Source organism: uncultured Parabacteroides sp. (assembly GCF_902493135.1).
Classification (GTDB): Bacteria; Bacteroidota; Bacteroidia; order Bacteroidales; family Tannerellaceae; genus Parabacteroides.
Map to the genome: position 1 here is coordinate 17,729 of NZ_CABUOD010000008.1, position 19,223 is coordinate 36,951.

General features: G+C 50.2%; 14 protein-coding genes. 3 read left to right on the forward strand and 11 right to left on the reverse strand.

Annotated elements, in window-relative coordinates:
• Window positions 1–4 precede the first annotated feature (4 nt).
• The 8 genes from RDN79_RS05225 to RDN79_RS05260 form a co-directional block, all read right to left on the reverse strand.
• On the reverse strand, window positions 5–2,116 hold the full coding sequence (locus RDN79_RS05225; protein WP_298554837.1) for a putative porin: 2,112 nt from the start codon (window positions 2,114–2,116) through the stop codon (window positions 5–7).
• A gap of 70 nt (window positions 2,117–2,186) precedes the next feature.
• Window positions 2,187–2,729, reverse strand: coding sequence for a 2-oxoacid:acceptor oxidoreductase family protein (locus RDN79_RS05230; RefSeq protein ID WP_298554835.1), 543 nt, complete (start codon window positions 2,727–2,729; stop codon window positions 2,187–2,189).
• Window positions 2,730–2,750: 21 nt separating this feature from the next.
• Window positions 2,751–3,515, reverse strand: a complete 765-nt coding sequence (locus tag RDN79_RS05235) for a thiamine pyrophosphate-dependent enzyme (RefSeq protein ID WP_298554833.1) — start codon at window positions 3,513–3,515, stop codon at window positions 2,751–2,753.
• A 242-nt stretch (window positions 3,516–3,757) separates the two neighbouring features.
• Window positions 3,758–4,843 carry a 3-methyl-2-oxobutanoate dehydrogenase subunit VorB gene (locus RDN79_RS05240; protein ID WP_298554830.1) on the reverse strand — a complete coding sequence of 362 codons (1,086 nt, stop codon included), beginning with the start codon at window positions 4,841–4,843 and terminating at the stop codon, window positions 3,758–3,760.
• 9 nt (window positions 4,844–4,852) lie between these two features.
• The gene (locus RDN79_RS05245) at window positions 4,853–5,080 is read right to left on the reverse strand and encodes a ferredoxin family protein (RefSeq protein ID WP_122343683.1); all 228 of its coding nucleotides are present in this window, start codon (window positions 5,078–5,080) and stop codon (window positions 4,853–4,855) included.
• Window positions 5,081–5,224: 144 nt separating this feature from the next.
• Complete coding sequence (locus RDN79_RS05250) at window positions 5,225–8,017, reverse strand: glycosyl hydrolase (RefSeq protein ID WP_298554825.1); 2,793 nt, start codon at window positions 8,015–8,017, stop codon at window positions 5,225–5,227.
• Between the two features lie 110 nt (window positions 8,018–8,127).
• Window positions 8,128–8,517 (reverse strand): hypothetical protein, encoded by a 390-nt coding sequence (locus RDN79_RS05255; RefSeq protein WP_308572963.1) that lies wholly within the window; start codon window positions 8,515–8,517, stop codon window positions 8,128–8,130.
• A gap of 49 nt (window positions 8,518–8,566) precedes the next feature.
• Window positions 8,567–9,415: a peptidylprolyl isomerase gene (locus tag RDN79_RS05260; RefSeq protein WP_298554820.1), complete on the reverse strand. Its 849-nt coding sequence runs from the start codon at window positions 9,413–9,415 to the stop codon at window positions 8,567–8,569.
• Window positions 9,416–9,526: 111 nt separating this feature from the next.
• On the opposite strand from RDN79_RS05260, the gene RDN79_RS05265 reads away from it, so the two are divergent.
• Window positions 9,527–11,203 (forward strand): putative transporter, encoded by a 1,677-nt coding sequence (locus tag RDN79_RS05265; RefSeq protein ID WP_298554817.1) that lies wholly within the window; start codon window positions 9,527–9,529, stop codon window positions 11,201–11,203.
• 185 nt (window positions 11,204–11,388) lie between these two features.
• Here the strand turns inward: RDN79_RS05265 and RDN79_RS05270 are convergent, their stop codons facing one another.
• A complete protein-coding gene (locus RDN79_RS05270; protein ID WP_298554860.1) occupies window positions 11,389–15,894 on the reverse strand; it encodes a translocation/assembly module TamB domain-containing protein in 4,506 nt (1,501 codons plus the stop codon).
• 110 nt (window positions 15,895–16,004) lie between these two features.
• Between RDN79_RS05270 and tsaD the strand changes: the two genes are divergently transcribed.
• Both tsaD and RDN79_RS05280 read left to right on the forward strand, forming a co-directional pair.
• Window positions 16,005–17,033 carry a tRNA (adenosine(37)-N6)-threonylcarbamoyltransferase complex transferase subunit TsaD gene (gene tsaD, locus RDN79_RS05275; RefSeq protein WP_298554814.1) on the forward strand — a complete coding sequence of 343 codons (1,029 nt, stop codon included), beginning with the start codon at window positions 16,005–16,007 and terminating at the stop codon, window positions 17,031–17,033.
• A gap of 154 nt (window positions 17,034–17,187) precedes the next feature.
• The gene (locus RDN79_RS05280; RefSeq protein WP_298554811.1) at window positions 17,188–17,658 is read left to right on the forward strand and encodes a CinA family protein; all 471 of its coding nucleotides are present in this window, start codon (window positions 17,188–17,190) and stop codon (window positions 17,656–17,658) included.
• 17 nt (window positions 17,659–17,675) lie between these two features.
• On the opposite strand, the gene RDN79_RS05285 is transcribed toward RDN79_RS05280, so the two are convergent.
• Both RDN79_RS05285 and nth read right to left on the reverse strand, forming a co-directional pair.
• Window positions 17,676–18,569, reverse strand: a complete 894-nt coding sequence (locus tag RDN79_RS05285; protein WP_298554808.1) for a hypothetical protein — start codon at window positions 18,567–18,569, stop codon at window positions 17,676–17,678.
• 6 nt (window positions 18,570–18,575) lie between these two features.
• Window positions 18,576–19,220, reverse strand: coding sequence for an endonuclease III (nth, locus tag RDN79_RS05290; RefSeq protein ID WP_298554805.1), 645 nt, complete (start codon window positions 19,218–19,220; stop codon window positions 18,576–18,578).
• Window positions 19,221–19,223: the final 3 nt, after the last annotated feature.

Here is a 19,223-nt window from a genome sequence, read left to right on the forward strand (position 1 = left end):
ATGATCAGTTGTTGAATGTGACAGCCACGCCCATTTTCAGGACGAACGGATCCAGCGGATAATGCGCCAGCGAGAAATAGTTCGGATTGACGAACTTGGAACTCAGGTTATAGCCCATCACAAAGAAACGAGCCTGTTTCAGGTGGAAATTGACATAGGCATTGACAAGCGGGTAATTACCGACTTTCACTTCATCCTGTACCTGGAACTGCTGTGTTGCCGGTTCGTAATACGGGGCGTAGTAGGATGTATTATAATACATATTGGCACCCAGTTGCACCATCAATACCTTTGCCACCTTAAATTTCAGATACATATTGGTGTAGAGGCTGATTTGAGGCAAAGGCAGTACGCTCTTGTCGCTACTCAGCTGATAGGCTACCTCGTTTTCCCATCCGAAAGCGCGGTACATGATGTCCTGTTTGATGCGGGCGTTTATCACCTGCAGATTTCCGCTTTTCTGTTCCGGCATTCCTTGTTTGTTGAAGAATACGTAGTTCTGTATGCTTTCGATCCCGGCAGACAGTTGGGTCCGTGTGGACTCCAAGTCGATCTTGGCTCCGGCATGGATTTGCTGGATCATGTTCATATCCCGGTTGTCCCACCAGAAATAGCGGGAATGGAAATGGCGCATATAAAATGAAGGAGTGACATTCTTAATGTATCCTTCCGCGCTGATTGTTGCGTCTTTTTTAAATAACTTGAATTTGGTTTGCAGGGTTCCCGTTGCCCGGAATTCCCCGATATCGTCACCCACGACGCAAAGTTCTCCACGGGCATTGTAAGTCAGTATGTTTCCTTTGCGTTTGGAGATTTCAGCTCCGATATATGTTGAAAATTCGTCATACACCTGTGTAACCGGAAAATCGATGGTGGAAGGAGAAGCGTCTAATCCGCTTCCATATTCGGGATCGTAAGACAGTCCCGGTATCTGGGCCGGCAACTGGAATTTGCGCTTGTCGAAAGTCGCAAAGGCGGTGATGCCGAACTTGGCCCAGTCTTGAAAACCTTCGCGGAGGGAGAGTCCGAAAGTATTGCGCAGGTTCCAATAGGAAGTACGGTCGTCGACACCCGTACCGTTTTCCAAACCGAACACACGTGGGTCTCCATCCGGAGTCAGATAGCATTCGTTCAGGTTCTGATCCGCTTCCGAGCGGAAACGGCGGCGGTTGTCCTGATATTCCAGCGTATGAATGATACTGGATACGGGAATGAATACTTTCATGGGATTTCCCAGTGTGTCCACTTCCCCTTCCAACTCGCGCTCGAATCCGAGATTGTAATGGTGGCTGAGGAAATACTGTTTGCCGCGTACACGGTTCCAGGCTTTGACCGGATAGCGCGTATTGAATGCCTTGGGGTCGTCCTGGTTTCTCTCGCCGGCAAAATATTGGTCCGGGTTGGTGATTACCGAGTCGTTTGCCAATCCTCCGTTTTCGTAATTGATGAAGTTGAAGTTGCTCAGGTAGGCATGCGCTTCGTAGCGATCCGACTTGTAACTCCCGAAAAGGCGATAGCTCAACAGCTTATTGCCGTTATTCTTGTAATATCCGCGACTGTAGATATAGTCCAGATCGCCGCCTACGTTGATCTTCGGGCCGAAGTTCATGGTCAGCGTACCTTTCAATCGTTCGTTTTTGCTTTCACTTCCCCCCATGGTCGTGTACATCACGTTTGTGTAAGGGATTTTCGTATTGTAATACTGCGCGTTCCGAGGGTCCGTAATATAATAATCGTAAGCATCGGCAAACAGGAAATCCCGCGGTTCCTTGCGTTCGGAAAAGATACGGGTTTGTGCCGGCGATCCCGTATTGGCCAGATAGCCGACAGCCAATGATTCGGATTCCACCAGCGTGCTGTTGGCGAAATTCAGTTTATACGTATCCAATGGAGCAATATAAGGATCGCCCAACAGAGGAGTAAGCCGGTAGGCCGTGATACGTCTGTTGGCTGTCGATGCACTATCGGGAATCAGCAGGCTGTCAGGGACTTCCTGATTGGATTTGGAAAGATTTCCGAGTGAGAATCCTTTCCGGTCTCCACCTGGCCGGCGTTGCGCATACAGAGCCGAAGCGGATATTATCAAGAGTAATAATATGTATAAGCTATGCTTCATGAGGGGCAAAGATATAACAAAAGGGCGTCCTACGAAATAGAAACGCCCTCTTTATATTCTTTTTGCAAGATTACACTTTCTGTATAATCTCCATACCTTTCTTGATAGCCGCTTCGTTCATCGGGATGAGTTTATGGTGGCGTTCGGGCAGAGATTTCTTCAAGCCTAACAATACGTTTTCCAGTTTCACCATCGGGACGATTTTCAGCAGTCCGCCGAGGATCAGCATATTGAATGCTTTCTCGTTTTTCATTTCCGTAGCCGCGTCCATGGCATCCACGCGATATACAATGACATCGGTCCGTTTCACCGGTGTATGGATTCCATATCCGTCATAAATAATGATACCTCCTTTTTTCACCTTGTTTTCGAACTTGTCCATCGATGGTTGGTTCAGGATGATGGCAATATCATATTCGTTCAGTACGGGAGAACTGATGCGGTCGTCACTCAGGATAACGGTTACGTTGGCTGTACCCCCCCGTTGTTCCGGGCCGTAAGAAGGCATCCAACTGACTTCCTTCCCCTCCATCAGGCCGGAATAAGCCAGGATCTTACCCATTGACAAAACCCCTTGTCCACCGAAACCTGCTATTATTATCTCTTGTTTCATTGTCAATAATTTGCTGATTAATTATTCTTTGTTCTTGAGATCTCCTAACGGATAGAACGGGAACATATTCTCTTCCATCCATTTATTTGCCTTTTCTGGTGTCATTTTCCAACCGGATGAACAGGTGGAAACGAATTCGACAATTGAAGTGCCCTTGCCGGCCATTGAGTTTTCGAATGCCTTGCGAAGCATCTTTTTAGCTTTACGGACGGCTGCGGCAGTCTGTACGCTCTGGCGGGTGACCAAGCAGGTCCCTTCCAACTGTGCAAGCAGGTCGCCGATTTTCAACGGATAACCGTTGAGGGCGATGTTACGGCCGTAAGGGCAGGTTGCCGTCGGCATCCCTTCCAGTGTGGTAGGGGCCATCTGACCGCCTGTCATACCATAGATGGCATTGTTGACAAATACGATCACAATATTTTCTCCACGGTTGGCAGCATGGATTGTTTCGGCGGTACCGATGGCGGCCAAGTCGCCGTCGCCCTGGTAAGTGAATACCATCTTGTCAGGATTCAGTCGTTTAACGGCTGTCGCGATAGCTGGTGCACGTCCGTGAGCCGCTTCGATCCAGTCGATATCCAGATAATTATAGGCAAATACGGCACATCCGACGGGAGAGACACCGATTGTTTTATCTTCCATACCCATTTCGGCGATCACTTCGGCAATCAGCTTGTGTATCACGCCGTGACTGCAACCGGGACAGTAGTGCATGGGATTTTCATTCATCAACCTGGGTTTTCCATATACCAGGTTCTCCGGTTTAATTATTTCGTTAACTTCCATGTTCGTAATTATTTAGCTAATAAATCTCATCAGATATTGAACCAAGCGGAAACAGATCGCCGCGCCACCACAATACAGAAATGGCTGGCGGTTTTCAGGGAAAGCAAAGTAGCAGATTACAGCTGCTACTGCTAAAACCATGAATAGCCAGGTCAATATCGTATCAATTTTACTTCCGCGTGTCATGATTGAAAATTAAGAATTAAAAAATAAGACTGCTTGACTAAATGATTTCTTAATTATTAATTCTCAATTATTAATTCCTTAAGTGCATTCAGTACTTCATCGGGTGTGAACACAATACCACCGAGGCGGCCGAAATGTTCCACCTTTATCTTGCCGTTTACAGCCAGACGTACGTCTTCGACCATCTGTCCGGCGTTCAGTTCGACGGAAAGCATGCCTTTTACTTTATCTGCATAGGCGGCAATCTCTTTTTTCGGGAACGGCCATAATGTGATAGGACGGAGCAAGCCGAGCTTGATGCCTTCCGCACGTGCGATTTCCACCACTTTCTGGCAGATACGGGCGGAAGAACCGAAAGCGATCAGCAGATATTCGGCATCTTCGCACTGGAACTCTTCGTAGCGGACTTCATTTTCTTCGATCTTCCGATATTTAGCCTGGAAGCGGATGTTGTTTTCTTCCATCTTTGCCGGATCCAGCTCCAGTGATGTAATGACATTCGGTTTACGGCCGGCAGTCTTTCCCTGTGTGGCCCACGGACATTCGGTTATGATTTCTTCCTCTGTACGGCGTGTATGGAAAGGCGGCAATACCACTTTTTCCATCATCTGGCCGATGATGCCGTCTGCCAGGATAATGGCAGGGTTACTATACTTGAAAGCGAGCTCGAAACCCAGTCCGACGAAGTCCGCCATTTCCTGAACGGAAGAGGGGGCGAGCGTGATCAGGCGGTAGTCGCCATGTCCTCCACCTTTGACTGTCTGGAAATAGTCGGCCTGGCTGGGTTGGATCGTTCCCAGACCGGGACCGCCACGCATCACGTTCACGATCAGACAGGGCAGTTCGGCTCCTGCGATATAAGATATACCTTCTTGTTTCAGACTGACACCGGGACTGGACGAGGAGGTCATCACACGTTTACCTGTACCAGCACCTCCATATACCATATTGATGGCGGCCACTTCACTTTCAGCCTGTAGCACGACCATTCCGGTTGTTTCCCACGGCATTTCGGCCATCAGGGTTTCGAGTATCTCCGACTGCGGAGTGATCGGGTAGCCGAAGTAACCGTCTACGCCGTAGCGGATGGCCGCATGGGCGATGGCTTCGTTACCCTTCATTAATTTTACTTCTTCTGCCATATCTGTCTATTATATTTTTACTTTATAGATGGTTAAACAACCGTCCGGACAAACTAACCCGCAACTTGCACAACCGATACAGTTATCGGGGTTTTTCATGTACACATAGTGGTATCCCTTGTTGTTTACTTCACGCGGGTGCAACTCGAGTACATCCGACGGGCAGGCTACTACGCAGAGGTTACATCCTTTGCATCGCTCTGTGTTTACAACAACAGCTCCTTTTATCTTCGCCATAATTTATTATATTTAAAAACTAATGTAACACTAACTATCTCATTTGCGACTGCCAAAGGTAGTAAAAACTTTACAGAAAGAATCTTTTTTACTTTAATTAGTATGGAATTGTTACTCTTTGGAGTCTGTTAGAATCGCCACGAGTCAAGGCAACACCTGCTTTGTGACGACGGGAATCAGGCGGACGGGACTGTTAAGTCCTGATGGCATCGACTCCCATTTGTCGTATTGTCTTTGCCGGTAATTCAGGTCGACCATGTTGATCTCCTTGAAAATCCGCCATGTTGTTTTTTTCCGGTCGTAATCGGCAATTCTGTTTGCGGGGAGATTGGTCACCTCCACATCGATCCGGTTGACTCCCGGCTCCAGATAATTTCCGACTTTCAGGCGGAAAGGGACAGCCCACACCGTTCCGGCCGGTTGTCGGTTAATGTAGACACGTGCACTTTCCCGTACATCCCCCAGATCCAGTATCCAGTCGTCGACTGCTATTTCGGGTAGTCTGAATGTCAGGCTGTACCGGCCGGTCGCCATGTTCCGTCGTGCGTCCGGATGATCGAGCGTGGTCCAGGAGGCAGGACTGTCTATCACGAATGTCTCCGGAATGGCCGGTTCGCTTTCGGGAAAGCTCAGAGTCCAGCCATGGTCCAGCCCGATGCTGAGAGACTGTTCTTGTATATAATTCCAGGCCGGGCAATCGGGAGCCTCTCCGGTGAAAGTCTGCAATATGAGTGATCCCCCGGAAGGTATTTGCAGGTAAACCTCCGTTTTCCCTTCCTGCTGGCGGAGGCATGCGGCACCTCGCTCCTTCGTCATCGGGTCGAAAAGGATGGCGGCATTGGCCTGAACACCCAGCGGAACCCAGCCGTCGACATTTTTCTCCTGCAAAGAGGTGATAAAGTAATGGTATCCGGTTGCATTCGAGCGGCGGATGCATTGCAGGCCGAATCGGGTTTTCATCTCTTCCCGTGCGACACCGCAAGCTTGCAAGGCAAGGGAATAGTCGGAGCCGGTGATGATCCGTCCCTTTTGTAGGTTATTCGTCGCGGTTTCGTCGAAAGAGGCGATTGCCGGTAGTTTCTCACATGCCTGGCGAAAGCGTTTTCTTCTTTTATCCAGATCTCCGAAGCCGGGTACATCTTCCGGATAATTCCCGATAAAGACGATCGTGGCTCCCTCTTTTGCCAATTGTACCAAATGACTTAGAATATCGGACGGCATATAACGGACGGCGGGAACGACCAGCGCCTTGTATGAGGAACCGCCCGAAGTCACCAGCTTCCCGTTTTTGATGCCGGTACTCCGGATAAAGTTGTCGGAGATATAATCGACATCATATCCGCTTTCGTAAATGGTGTGTATCGCGCGGATAAACTGGGGAGCCCGTTGTTGCATTTTATGGATATCGAAAGCTAAGAAACGTTCGCCTGCTTCTTGCCACATGTCGTATATCGGCAGATAGACCAGAAAGTCATTGTCCGGTTTCCCCATCTGTAAAAACGACTGGCAACGGGCGATATAATCGAAAAAAGCGGGGGCATCTTTCCATATGCTGTTTGTCGGCGACATGTTAACGGACGCGTAGAACAGCCAGCCGGGCCATTTCGCCTCACGGGGCGAATAGGGAGTGCCGTGAAAAAACATGTGATTGACACCCGATACGAACATCAGATCCATATCCGGTTTGCATTGTGATAGAGACGTACGGAAGTGCTCGGTCAACCAGGTGAAGGTCTCCGAGGAGGTATGTTTTTTACCGGCTATATGGGCAGCCGAGGAGGCGTACTTGAGCATCGACAGATCCGAGTCGTTTTTGCGTGTCAGCGAATCCTGACGTAATCCTTTGATATGGAACCGGGAGAGGCCGAATCCCTCGCATTCGGGAATATCGACTGTAGCGTACAGGTCGATCAGGTTGCCCGGCGAACCATGCGCTTGGTTACGGGTGAGGCTTCCGCCCCGGTGCGCCCATTCTGTCCATTGGCGGGTAAAGTTCTCCAGTAAAAGTTCCGCCAGTGTCTCCCGATAGTCCGAGAGGATGCGGGCGGTCGTATCCGTCCGTGCGGGATTGAGGAATTCCGGCAGGTAATTTTCCAGCCGGTATCCGCGCCTGCGGACGAATTCGGCAAGCAGGCTGGGGGTCCAGTCGGCTCCGTACACTTCATACGAGTCGTTGAAAAAGGTATGCGGATAAGGAACCTTGTTTTCCCGGAAAGCCCGTTCGAAGGTTGCGAAATACTGCTTGACGGCTTTTCCTGAAAAATGGTCCATTACATAACCTTCCCCACCGGGAGCCGCCCGTTTCACTTGTTGGAATGTTTTCCCGCAGAATAAAGCTATCAGGCGCCAGTTTCCCGCAGGAACCGTCCAGTCGAGCCGGTTGTTTTTCACTTTTGATGTGATGTCGACCCGTTCCCCCTTGTCGGAAAAGGCCATCAGGCGGCTCAGGTTGGCGACTCCCCGTTGTTTCCGGTCTTCCACATCAATTGTGATCCGAAGCCTATCCCCGCCTTTGGCTGCGTATTCTTGGAAGATCGCTTTGGTCGCTGCATTGTCTAAGGAGATCATCGGGCCACCGAAAGGCCAGCCGGTTCCGGCGTTCATGTCCGTTTCCATCCCGAGGCGTTTGCATTCGGACCGGGTATGCTGCAAAATCCGCATCCAGGCGGGAGAGAGGAACGGGATTTCGTGTGCATCGTTTCCCTGCACGCCATAGATCGGGGTGATCTCGACACCTCCTAACCCTGCTTGGGCATAGGTTTCCAGGTTATAAGTCAGGTTTGCCGTATCTACTGCGCTCCCCAGCCACCACCAGCGGGTTGCAGGACGCGATTTGGCCGTGATCTCCGGCCACGATTGCGAAAAAGTCGGTACTACTGTCGTCAGGCAGATGACGGCAACCGACAGGATATGTTTGAAACGGGGTGTGATGTCCATAATGAATGTTGATTTTTTCAGGGTTAAAGATACGATTGATATTCTATATGTTTGTACGGAACAAAAATAAAGAATATCCTTGAGATACCGGTTAACTGCTTGACTGCCGGTCAAAGAATGCGCCGTTCCAATTCGTCCAGCATATTCACGCGTTCCAAAGAGAACGTCTTGTCGTGCGTTTGGATATATTCTAAGAGCGTCTTGGCCTTTTGCAACATCGTCTGTTCCTCGTCTGGGTAGAGGTAGCTTTCTTCGATCAGGGTCTTGACGGCTATCTCAAGACGGAGGATCCCGCCGTTGTCGTCACTGTCAAGGCGGCGGATGAGTTCTTCGGGCGGGGCTGTCATAAGGGTAGGACGGTCCAGTTTGAGGGAACTGTACACGGTTTGGATTAATTCCGGAGTATGGCGGGCCGCATTTGTGTTGCGGTTCATAATGATCTGAAGGACTACTTTGGCAAGTTCTTCGATCTGTACCATGATGAAGTCTCGTTTGAGCACGGGGATATTATTAATTAATAATTAAGAAATAAGAGTTCACTTTGCACTTTCAATTGTCTACTGTCACCTTGATAATACGGATGTCCTTTTTAGGGCGGTCGTATTCGTCGCGGGCTTGTCCGGCGATGGCATCGAGGACGTCGAATCCTTCAATGAGTTCGCCATAGACGGTATAGTTGCCGTCCAGGTGGTGGCAACCGCCTTCAGTGGTGTAGGCTTTCCGTTGTTCTTTGGTGAACAGCAGGTGTCCGGGTGTGGCGCGTACCACCGAGTCTACTTGGGCGTTGATCTTGCGCAGGCGTTTCTGGTATTCGCGTTTGTTGCTGGCTTTCTGCATGCGCAGTTCGGCACGGACGGGATAGAAGAACTTCTGCATGGCCTTCTCCTTGATATCCTGGTTGGCGATCATTTCCAGCGTGTCCAGTTCACCGTTGGTGTAGACTTTTCCTTGTACGATATAGAATTGCGACATATCCGATTTCTTTTGCGGGTTGATGTCGTCGTTCTGGCGGGGAGCAGCCAACGCACCCCGCTTATTGAAGCGGTGAGGCCGCATCTCCGGCATGATCTCCGAATTCCGGTCCCCGAAACCGCAACGGGCGCCGGCGGGGGCATTGCGCGAATCGGGAGCGCCGCCTTGTATCATAAATTCAGGGAGTACACGGGTGAACAGCGTCCCGTCGTATTCGCCCCGTTTGGCACGTTCGATAAAGGTGCGGACATGGTTGGGGACATCGTCATACAGTTTCGCTTTCAGGGTTCCGGCGCTCGTGTTGATGGTGACTATTTTCGCAGGAACCTGTTCCGATGCAGATGTTACGGAGTCCGCGTCGCCCTGTCCGAAGACAGGCGAGAGGCAGGCCAGTAAACCTAATAAGATATAGTAGCTCTTTTTCATCTTTTAAAATATTTGGTGGGTAAAGATAGTATATATGTTGTTAAACACAAAGTAAATGGCTACCTTTGCAACCTTTAAGGCAAATTTAAGATTATAACTACACGTATTATTATGAATTGGATTAATGATTTGTTATGGGGCGAGGGCATCGGCCACTCCATACTTCTGCTTTCCTTTGTGATCGCCGCGGGTATTCAATTAGGTAAGGTCAAGATCTTCGGCGTGTCTTTGGGAATTACTCTTGTGTTGTTTGTGGGGATCATTTTAGGTCATTTCGGTTTTACGATCAACCACAACGTGATTCACTTTTTTAAAGAGTTCGGATTGATACTTTTTGTCTACTCCGTAGGGATGCAGGTCGGACCGGGTTTCTTCTCTTCTTTCAAACAGGGTGGGATTACGCTGAATATGCTGGCGTGCGGCATTGTGTTCCTGGGAGTCGTGACAGCTGTCATTCTGCATTATGCAACCGGTATCCCGATGCCTACGATGGTCGGCATTTTGTCGGGGGCGGTAACGAATACACCGGGATTGGGTGCTGCCCAGCAGGCTTTTTCCGATATGCACGGAGTGTCAGACAATACGATTGCTCTGGGATATGCTGTCGCTTATCCGTTGGGTGTGATCGGTATTATCCTGTCCATTATCTTGATTAAGTATATTTTCCGTGTAAGTTTCGATAAGGAGAACGAGCAGTTGAACAGCGAAGATTCTTCGCATACCAATGAGGCTAAGCCGATCTCGCTGGTCGTGAAGAATCCGGCTATCTTCGGAAAGACGGTTGCCGAATTGTCGAACCTGCTGGAACATCGTGATTTTGTTATTTCCCGTGTCTGGCGTGACAGCAACAAGCAGATCGAAATAGCTTCGGCCAATACGGTATTGCAGGAAAACGACAAGGTCTTTGTTATCACGACCGAGACGGATGCGGAGACGATCAAGACTTTTATCGGGGAAGAGATCGATATGGAACGTAAACAGTGGATCCGCATGGAGAGTCAGTTTGTCAACCGCCGTATCCTGATCACAAAACCGGAACTGAACGGTAAGCGTCTGGGACAATTGAAACTGCGTAAATTATATGGTATCAATATCACCCGTATCAATCGTGCCGGTGTCGATCTGGTTGCCAAACCGGGGCTGACTTTGCAGGTCGGCGACCGGGTGAACGTAGTCGGTACCGAAACAGCGGTTTCCAACGTGGAAAAGGTTTTGGGCAATTCGATGAAGCGCCTGAACGAACCGAACCTGATCACGATCTTCGTCGGCATTGCGTTGGGTATCGTGCTGGGCAGTATCCCAATTACCTTCCCAGGCATTCCGCAGCCGGTCAAGTTGGGCCTGGCGGGCGGTCCGCTGGTTGTGGCTATTCTGATCAGCCGCTTCGGCTACCATTATAAATTGATTACTTACACGACGCAGAGTGCGAATTTGATGTTGCGCGAGATCGGTATTACGCTTTTCCTTGCTTGCGTGGGAATCAGTGCCGGCGACGGTTTTGTCGATACGATTGTGAATAATGGCGGTTTTGCTTGGATCGGCTACGGTTTCATCATTACGTTTGTGCCGTTGATGATCATCGGTTGTATCGGCCGCTATTTCTGCAAGGTCAACTACTTTACGCTTATGGGGCTTATTGCCGGCAGCACGACCGACCCGCCTGCATTGGCTTATTCGAATGCGACAGCCGGCAACGATGCTCCATCGGTAGGGTATGCAACTGTCTATCCGTTGACAATGTTCCTCCGGGTATTGACGGCGCAGCTGTTGATTCTGTTCTTCGCATAACCGTATATCATCATTGAAGGAGGTTCAAAACTCCTTTATCACGATCTTTCAGGCACGGATTTCACGGATTTACACGGATAAATATATTTTCTTTCCGTGTTTTCCGTGAAATCCGTGCCTAAATTATATATGTAAGTATTCTTCTATAGAAAGTGACTTCTTCTTTCATACATGCGAAATCCGGATTACTTTTTTGTTTGTTCTGTTGCTGTCGGAAGAACTTGCTCTGTTGCGGCCGGTGTTTGTTGCGTGCTGTCCGGTAGGGTCGGGCGTAGGGGGATTAAAGGATATTTCTTTCGCCGCCGGAAAATGTCGGAGAAGCGGGTAAAGTCTTTCTTGTACATGATACCTACTCCTTGTGTTGTCAGGGCTTGCTTTAGAATCACATACATATCGTTGGCATGGTTGTAGGCCTTCAGGCGAATATCGCCGCTTGGCGTCAGCAGGTATTCGAGATCGAACTCGCCGATGAAGGCATTCTTCTGGTTGTTTATCGAGCTGTTCTTATACCCGAAGTTCCCGTTGAATATGAGGCGGTTGTTCAGCAATTGGCTGGACAGCAGCATTTCTACTTCCGTATCTTCGATGCCGTCCTGGCTGGTCCGGATATTTGTGCCGAGTTGCACTTTGTCGGTGAAACTGTTCATGATGCTGGATATCTGGGAGGACAGGGCGGATGAGGCCACTGCGCTGAAATCGTTCGATTTATATTGCGCATTGTATTCCGGCGTATAGAATTTGTTCAAAACCAGCAGATAGATGATTTGCCGGGTCATCATGTCTTCCGTATCGACCAAACTTTTGACCTGTCGTTGGAGTTCTTCGTTGGAACTCGGCAGTTCGAGGTCGAACGAGATAGTCGGATTCCGCAGCACACCGTCCAATTTCAATACGCAATTGACCGGCGTATTGCGCCGGGAACTTTCGTATGTCAGGCTGGGATCCAGGTCCTGTATGTTGGCTGTTACGTTATAGATGGCGTTTACATTCATCGTTGCCTCGAAGGGATCTCCCCGGAAGTTGATGATGCTGCCATCCCGTATCTTGAAGTTTTTGTGGATGAGTTGTTGCAGGCTGAAATTATAGTTCCCTTGTACGATCCCGATGTTTCCATACATGCGTAAGTCGGTTTTCGTACCGTACTGTATCTGGAGGCTTCCGTTGCAGTTTCCTGCTATTTTATCGCCTGCGACCGGGTCCATGATCAACTCGATGTCGGCATCCGGTGTGATGTCGAGAAGGAAGTTCATGCGCAACTCCGCCCCTTCGTCTTCGTTTTTGAAGATAAGAGGTTTTATGGAATCGACCGGCCGGGTAAGTGCCATTTCCCGCAATTCCTTTTTATTCACGAACGTAATGAAATCATATTCTGCCGCGGAAGAGTTGTTCATGAAGTCGAGTTTGACGGATGTCTTGGGATCGCTTCTCATATTGATGTCGAAGTTGATCAATTGCCCGTTCCCTTTTATGGAGGCTGTCCCGGTTCCGAAAACGGTTCCGAATATCAACGGGTTCTGCTTTTGGGGTGCGTCGAACACCAACATGTTGTTTGTCTGGACTCCTACATCGAAACTGACATCCTTGAAATGTTTATGATTGACGGTCAGGTTTACTTTTGCCGAATTGCCGAACTTGTCATGTACCGTCACGTTGCGCCCGATGATCGCTCCCGGCGTCAGGTGGATGGAGTCGGAAAAAGTGTAGTAGGTGTTCAGATATTCGATACCCAGGCCACCGTCGAGCACGAAGGCGTCTCCCTCCACATTCAACGCTTTGAACGGTCCGTGCAGATGGATATTCCCAAAGCCCCGTCCCTGCATGTTCTTGGCGATATTCTCGACGAAGGGATGCAGGAATGCCAGGTTCAGGTCGTTTGCCCCGAAGAAGAGGGAAAGGCCTGCGTTTTTGCCGACCGGATAGACATAACCGCTCACATCGGTCCAGGTCGTATCGTTCTTGTAGATGCTGCCTAACATCAGAATGCCTTTTTGCTGGTCGTCCCATTCGCTGAAAAGGTTGAGGCGTCCTAATTGTACTTGGTTGAACGAGAAGTTTTGTACTTCGAGGTCGGTGTTCAGCATCCGGCTGCCGTAAAGGTCGGTGATGTTGAAGGTCCCGGTAGCCTTTCCGGCAAATTGGAGTACCGGGATGTTCAGGATGTCGAAGATGTAGCTCAGCTCGACTTGTTTCAGGTCCAGCAACAGTGTGTCGGCCGGATCTTTCGAAACCGTTCCTTCCATGTGGAGATATTCGGTGCCGTTGGAGACGGAAAAGTCTTGTATCCCGATCTTGCCGTCTGCAATGGTGACGGTGGACGGGGCGATGTGCCAGATGGAATCGTTCAGGATCAGCGGGCTCTCGTTCAGCGAGATTTCCGTACGTAGTTTGGCCGGCCCTTTTTCCTGCTCTTCCTCGATAAAGAGTGTGGAGGCGGAGAGGTCTGCTTTAAACAATCGTTCTTTGTTGTTCGCCCAACCGATCCGCGTCTGTATCCGGTTGTCTTTTGCATCTACTTTCAGGTCCATGTAGTTGCGCAAGCCTTTGGCATTATAATTGATAGCCTTGAGTTTCAAGTTTATCCTGTCTTCAGGGTTGTCACAGGCCAGGTAACCGGATTCGAACATGGACTTGCCGATGTTGAATTTAGGCAGGTAGGCCTCAAAGCGGAAGCGGTTGTACTGGTTGTTGTAATGTCCCGTGATGCGTCCCTGGTTCAGCATCGTAAAAGGCAGTTTCAGGGTGTTGGACATGGCTTCCGTATTTTCGACGGTCAACAAGAGGGAGAAGTTGTTTTCCATCACCTTCTGCTTCTTCTGCGTGACGTTGACCAGAGCCGGGACATATCCTTTCAGAGTCTTCATAAGGCTGGGGACGATTGTCGTGAAAGAGTAAGCGCCCGTCACTTCGCCGTTCAGGACGTCGGAGGTGATGGTCAGGTGGCGGTCCAGCGAATGGCCTGTAGCTTCCACCTTGAACTGTTTCAGGAAAAAGCTGTCCGGCTTGGTTATGAAGGAGAGACTGTCGAGCGTAATGCTCCCTTCCAGATTGTCGATATTGTTTCCCGTGAAGTCGGCGTTCAGCGAGCAGGAGATGTCCGGAGCCTCGTATTTATTCGTCAGGTGGAGACTGTCCGGCCGGAAATGTTCCAGACGCGATGTGAAGTTGAACATGGAGTTTTTACCTTGATGCAGGAACAACCCTTCGGCATATAGTTTGCCGTTCGGATCGTCGATGTCCAGCACGCCGTTGAACCCGTTTTTCTTGAAGTTGCCTGAGAGGAGTATGTTTTCGTATTTGTAGCCTTTGTATTCGAACTCGTCTATATTCGCTTTGATATTACCCGAAAACGACCCGTTGGCAGGGCGGCGCGTGTCCAGCGTAACGGCTAACTTGGCTGTCCCATACGGGTTGCCGTCAGGGAAAAGCTCGTTCAGGTGCAGGGTGGAAGTCGAGAGGTGGCCTTTCAGGTAGGCGGCGATGTTCTTCTCCTTGTCCTTCCCGAATATCAGGTCGGTCTGGACGGAACCGATCGCCGACGAGAGTTTGCCGAAAGCGACCAGGTTGTCGAAGAAACCGGATATCTCGCCGGTAAAGTTGATCGTGCCTAACTTGACGATCGCATCGGGCAGTTTGACCGGACGCTCGTTGAAGTTGTTAGCCAGGCCCGAAATCCCTTCGGTCGTGATGTACAGTTTGTTGACCTGCCCGAAGATATAGGCGTCTTCCGGATGCGTGATGCCTTTCATCTCCATCTTGCCGATGAAAAGCATCTTGTCGCTGTATTTCAGTGTCAGCCGCTTCAGGTCGATATTGTTTATGTAGCCCGATGCCTCGGCCGAAAGTTCGATGGCCTCTGAGAAGTTGCGGAATGCCGGGACGAAAGCGGAGAGGTCTTTCAGGCAAATCTGCGAAGGTGCGATGTTCAGTTCGACGGGCGAATGATCCAGCCAATCGGACGCACTGGCTGCTTCTTGCGTATGGAGATGGGCGCGGTCTATTTTCAGGTCTGTTTCAGGCAACTTGATTTCAAAGTTATTGATGATCGCACTGTCTTTGTTGGCTACGATGTTGAGCGACAGTTTGTTCAGCGAAAAGCCCGAGGCTTCGTCGAAACTCATCTTCTTGATGTTGGCATTGAGGCTGTCCTTGTTGAATGCCTTCATCGATATCTTGGCACTTATGTTCCGGATGTCGATATGCTTGGCATTGAACTTTCCGGGGGTGGCGGCTGCATTCTTCACATCGTAACGGAAATTGCCGCGGCGTATCAGGATCGAGTTGAAACGCAGGTCGATATTGGATTGCTTTTTCACCGTGTCCTTGCTGGCGAAAGCGTCGATGACGAATTGCAGGTTCAGCTTGTCTGCCGGCGTCTCCTTGCTCAAGCTGACGGAGAAACCGAACAGGCGGACTGTCGAGAACACGATCTTGCCGTTCAGCAAAGGCAGGATTTCGAAACCGGCCGACACATGGTTGGCATCGAACAGCACGGCTCCGTTTTCATCTTCGAGATACAGGTCTTCCAGCACCAGGCGGTTGAACCACTCGATGTCTACATTCCCGATCCGTACGGGCACACCTAAGCGTCCGGATAATTCTTTCGTTGCCGTGTTTGCCACTTTTTGCTGCACGTAGGGAATGCGCAGCAAGATAGCCGGAGTCGCGTAGAATATCCAGAACAGGGTGAGCAGGGTGATGATTATGTATTTAAGTCCTTTGATATCTTTACTATATTTAAGCACAAAACTACAACAATATCCCGATAGATTTCGTTAATTTGCACAAAAATTAAAACGAAGATATGAGTGTGACAATATTAGGAATCGAATCATCGTGCGATGATACTTCCTCCTCTGTAATTCGCGACGGCGTGATGCTGTCGAATGTAATTGCCAGTCAGGCTGTTCACGAAGCTTATGGCGGTGTTGTTCCCGAACTGGCTTCCCGCGCACATCAACAGAACATTATCCCGGTGGTTGCCGAAGCGATCAAGCGTGCCGGCATCGATAAATCCGAACTGAGTGCCGTTGCTTTCACACGTGGGCCGGGCTTGATGGGGTCGTTGCTGGTCGGAACTTCCTTTGCCAAAGGCCTGGCGGCTTCGTTGGATATCCCGATGATCGAGATCAACCATTTGCAGGCGCACGTGCTGGCTCATTTCATCAAGGAGACGCCGGAAGACGATCATGCTCCTTCGTTTCCGTTCCTTTGCCTGTTGGTCTCGGGTGGAAACTCGCAGATTATCAAGGTGAATGCTTACAACGACATGGAAGTGATCGGGCAGACGATCGACGATGCCGCCGGTGAAGCGTTCGACAAATGTGCGAAGGTGATGGGACTGGGGTATCCCGGCGGCCCTGTCGTGAACCGACTTGCCAACGAAGGGAACCCGAAGGCATTTACATTCAGCAAGCCGCATATCCCCGGTTACGACTATAGTTTCAGCGGATTGAAGACCTCTTTCCTTTATACCTTGCGTGACAAACTACAGGATGATCCCGATTTTATCGAAAAGAACAAGCAGGACCTTTGTGCCTCTTTGCAAGCGACGGTGATCGATATCCTGATGAATAAATTGCGCCGGGCTGCGAAAGACCTGGACATCAAGGAGGTGGCCGTTGCCGGTGGCGTGTCGGCCAATTCCGGCTTGCGGGACGCTTTCCTCGACCATGCGAAGCGTTTTGGCTGGAAGGTGCATATCCCGAAATTCTCTTTCACGACGGACAATGCGGCGATGGTTGCCATAACGGGGTATTACAAGTATCTCGACAAGCAGTTCTGCCCGATGGATGCCGCTCCCTTTGCTAGGGTAGAGGCGAAGCTGAGGTAACGTGTCTGTAGTTTCATGGGCATGAAACAAAAGTTTCCTCAGCATGAAACAAAAGTTTCCTCAGCATGAAACAAAAGTTTCCTCAGCATGAAACAAAATTTTCCCCTATAGGAAACCTTTCATAAGATATAGGGAAAAGGTAAAGAAGATAAGAATGGTTATAGAAAAAGAAATAGGCGGGTTGCTTCGTTCCCGCCATCTGACGATGGGAACGGCTGAAAGTTGTACCGGCGGATATATTGCACATCTGATTACACGTGTGGCCGGCAGCTCCGATTACTTTTGCGGGGGAGTCGTTTCCTACAGCAATGAAGTGAAACATCATGTTTTAGGCGTTTCGGAAGAGAGCTTGGCGCAGTACGGGGCAGTCAGTCGTCCGGTCGTCGAGCAGATGGCGTTAGGAGCGATCCGTGTGTTAGGTTGCGACTGTGCGGTTGCCACTTCCGGCATTGCCGGTCCCGGTGGCGGTACGCCGGAAAAGCCGGTCGGGACCGTCTGGATTGCCGCCACCCTGAAAGACAAGGTCCTGTCCGAATGTTGCCATTTCGGTACGGAACGCGAAGAGAATATCCGGTTGGCGGCGGGGACGGCGTTGGAGATGTTGAAGAAATTGCTACAGGGATGATCTATAGTGCCTGTTTATCATTCGGGATTGAAACATCCGGTATAAAAGACCCGGCCATTCTCCTTGTTCGTTTGATTGGTGACGCTGAATTGCGGAAATGCCTGTTCCATCCGCTTTGCCAGCGTGTCTCCCAGCGGAGCATATAAACTGTCGGCAGTTGCATTATGAGGGAGGCTGCCGAAGTAGCAGAGGTGGTTTTCGTTACTGAACAGGTCGGCGCCCAGCCAGCAGTTGCGGATGCGCCATTCGCTGGAATCAGGCAGGGCGACGTAGAGGTTGAGGCTGTCTGCCTGTATCATCAGGTTCAGCGGGGCGTTCGGGTCGAATGTTTTGCGCAGGCGATCCTGGTCGGGGAGCAGGTAGTTTTGTCTGTTCCGCTGTATCCGGGCGACTTCTTCCAATAGCTTTTTACTGTAGCTGGCAACCCAGATTCCCTGATATCGGTAATAACCGAAGAAGTGGTTGCCTGCCTCCGGATAATAGGTGAAAGTAATGTCTTCTTTAACTTGCTTCTGTGGGGCAAATGCACCGAAAGCCTTTTGTAACGTGTTCTTTTCGATCCGTCCGACCGTTTGCCCGTCTGCCTGCATATACAATACGACACCTTGCGGATGGAAGGAGAAAAGCATCGGAGGAAGATCCGGATTGTTCCGGATAACGGAAAGGTAGATCTCCGGAATTTTGGAGGCGAAAGCTGCATGTTCACGCTCGCGGGATAAAATGTATTTGGCAAAGGCGGAAGGGCGGTTTACGCGTAGCACGGCATCCGATGCCGGAGCGACCAAGGTATATAGATCGGTCCGCACCGTCTCTTTCTCTTTTTGCATTTTGCCTAAAAAGAACCAGACTGCCACCAGCGTAGCGAGAGCAGCTATAACGAATGTCACTATTTCCCGCTTGTCAGCTTTCATTGTACGTTATGTTTTCTCGGGGCTCAGGAAATATTTGCACCAGGGTTTGAGGCCGCATCCTTCACATTTGGGCTTGCGGGCGATGCAGGTGTAACGCCCGTGCAGGATCAGCCAGTGATGGGCGATCGGGATTTGTTCTTCCGGGATGTGCTTCACCAGCTCCTTTTCCGTTTCCAACGGGGTTTTGCTGTTGTTCGTCAGGCCGATGCGGTTGGCTACGCGGAACACATGTGTGTCGACAGCCATTGCCGGCTTGTTGTAGACCACCGAGGCGATGACGTTTGCCGTCTTGCGGCCTACGCCGGGCAACTTTTGCAACTCGTCGATATCGGATGGTACGACACCGCCGAAATCGGACATCAGCATCTTCGCCATGCCGACTAAATGTTTCGATTTGTTGTTGGGATAAGAGACGCTCCGGATATATTCGAAGATCACTTCCGGGGTGGAAGCGGCCATGACTTCGGGAGTCGGGAAGTCCCGGAAGAGGGCGGGAGTGATCATATTTACCCGCTTGTCCGTGCATTGGGCGGACAGGATCACGGCGATAAGCAACTGATACGGATTGTCGTAATGCAACTCTGTCTCGGCAACCGGCACATGCTCGTTGAACCAGTTCAAGACTCCCTTATATCGTTCCTCTTTACGCATATC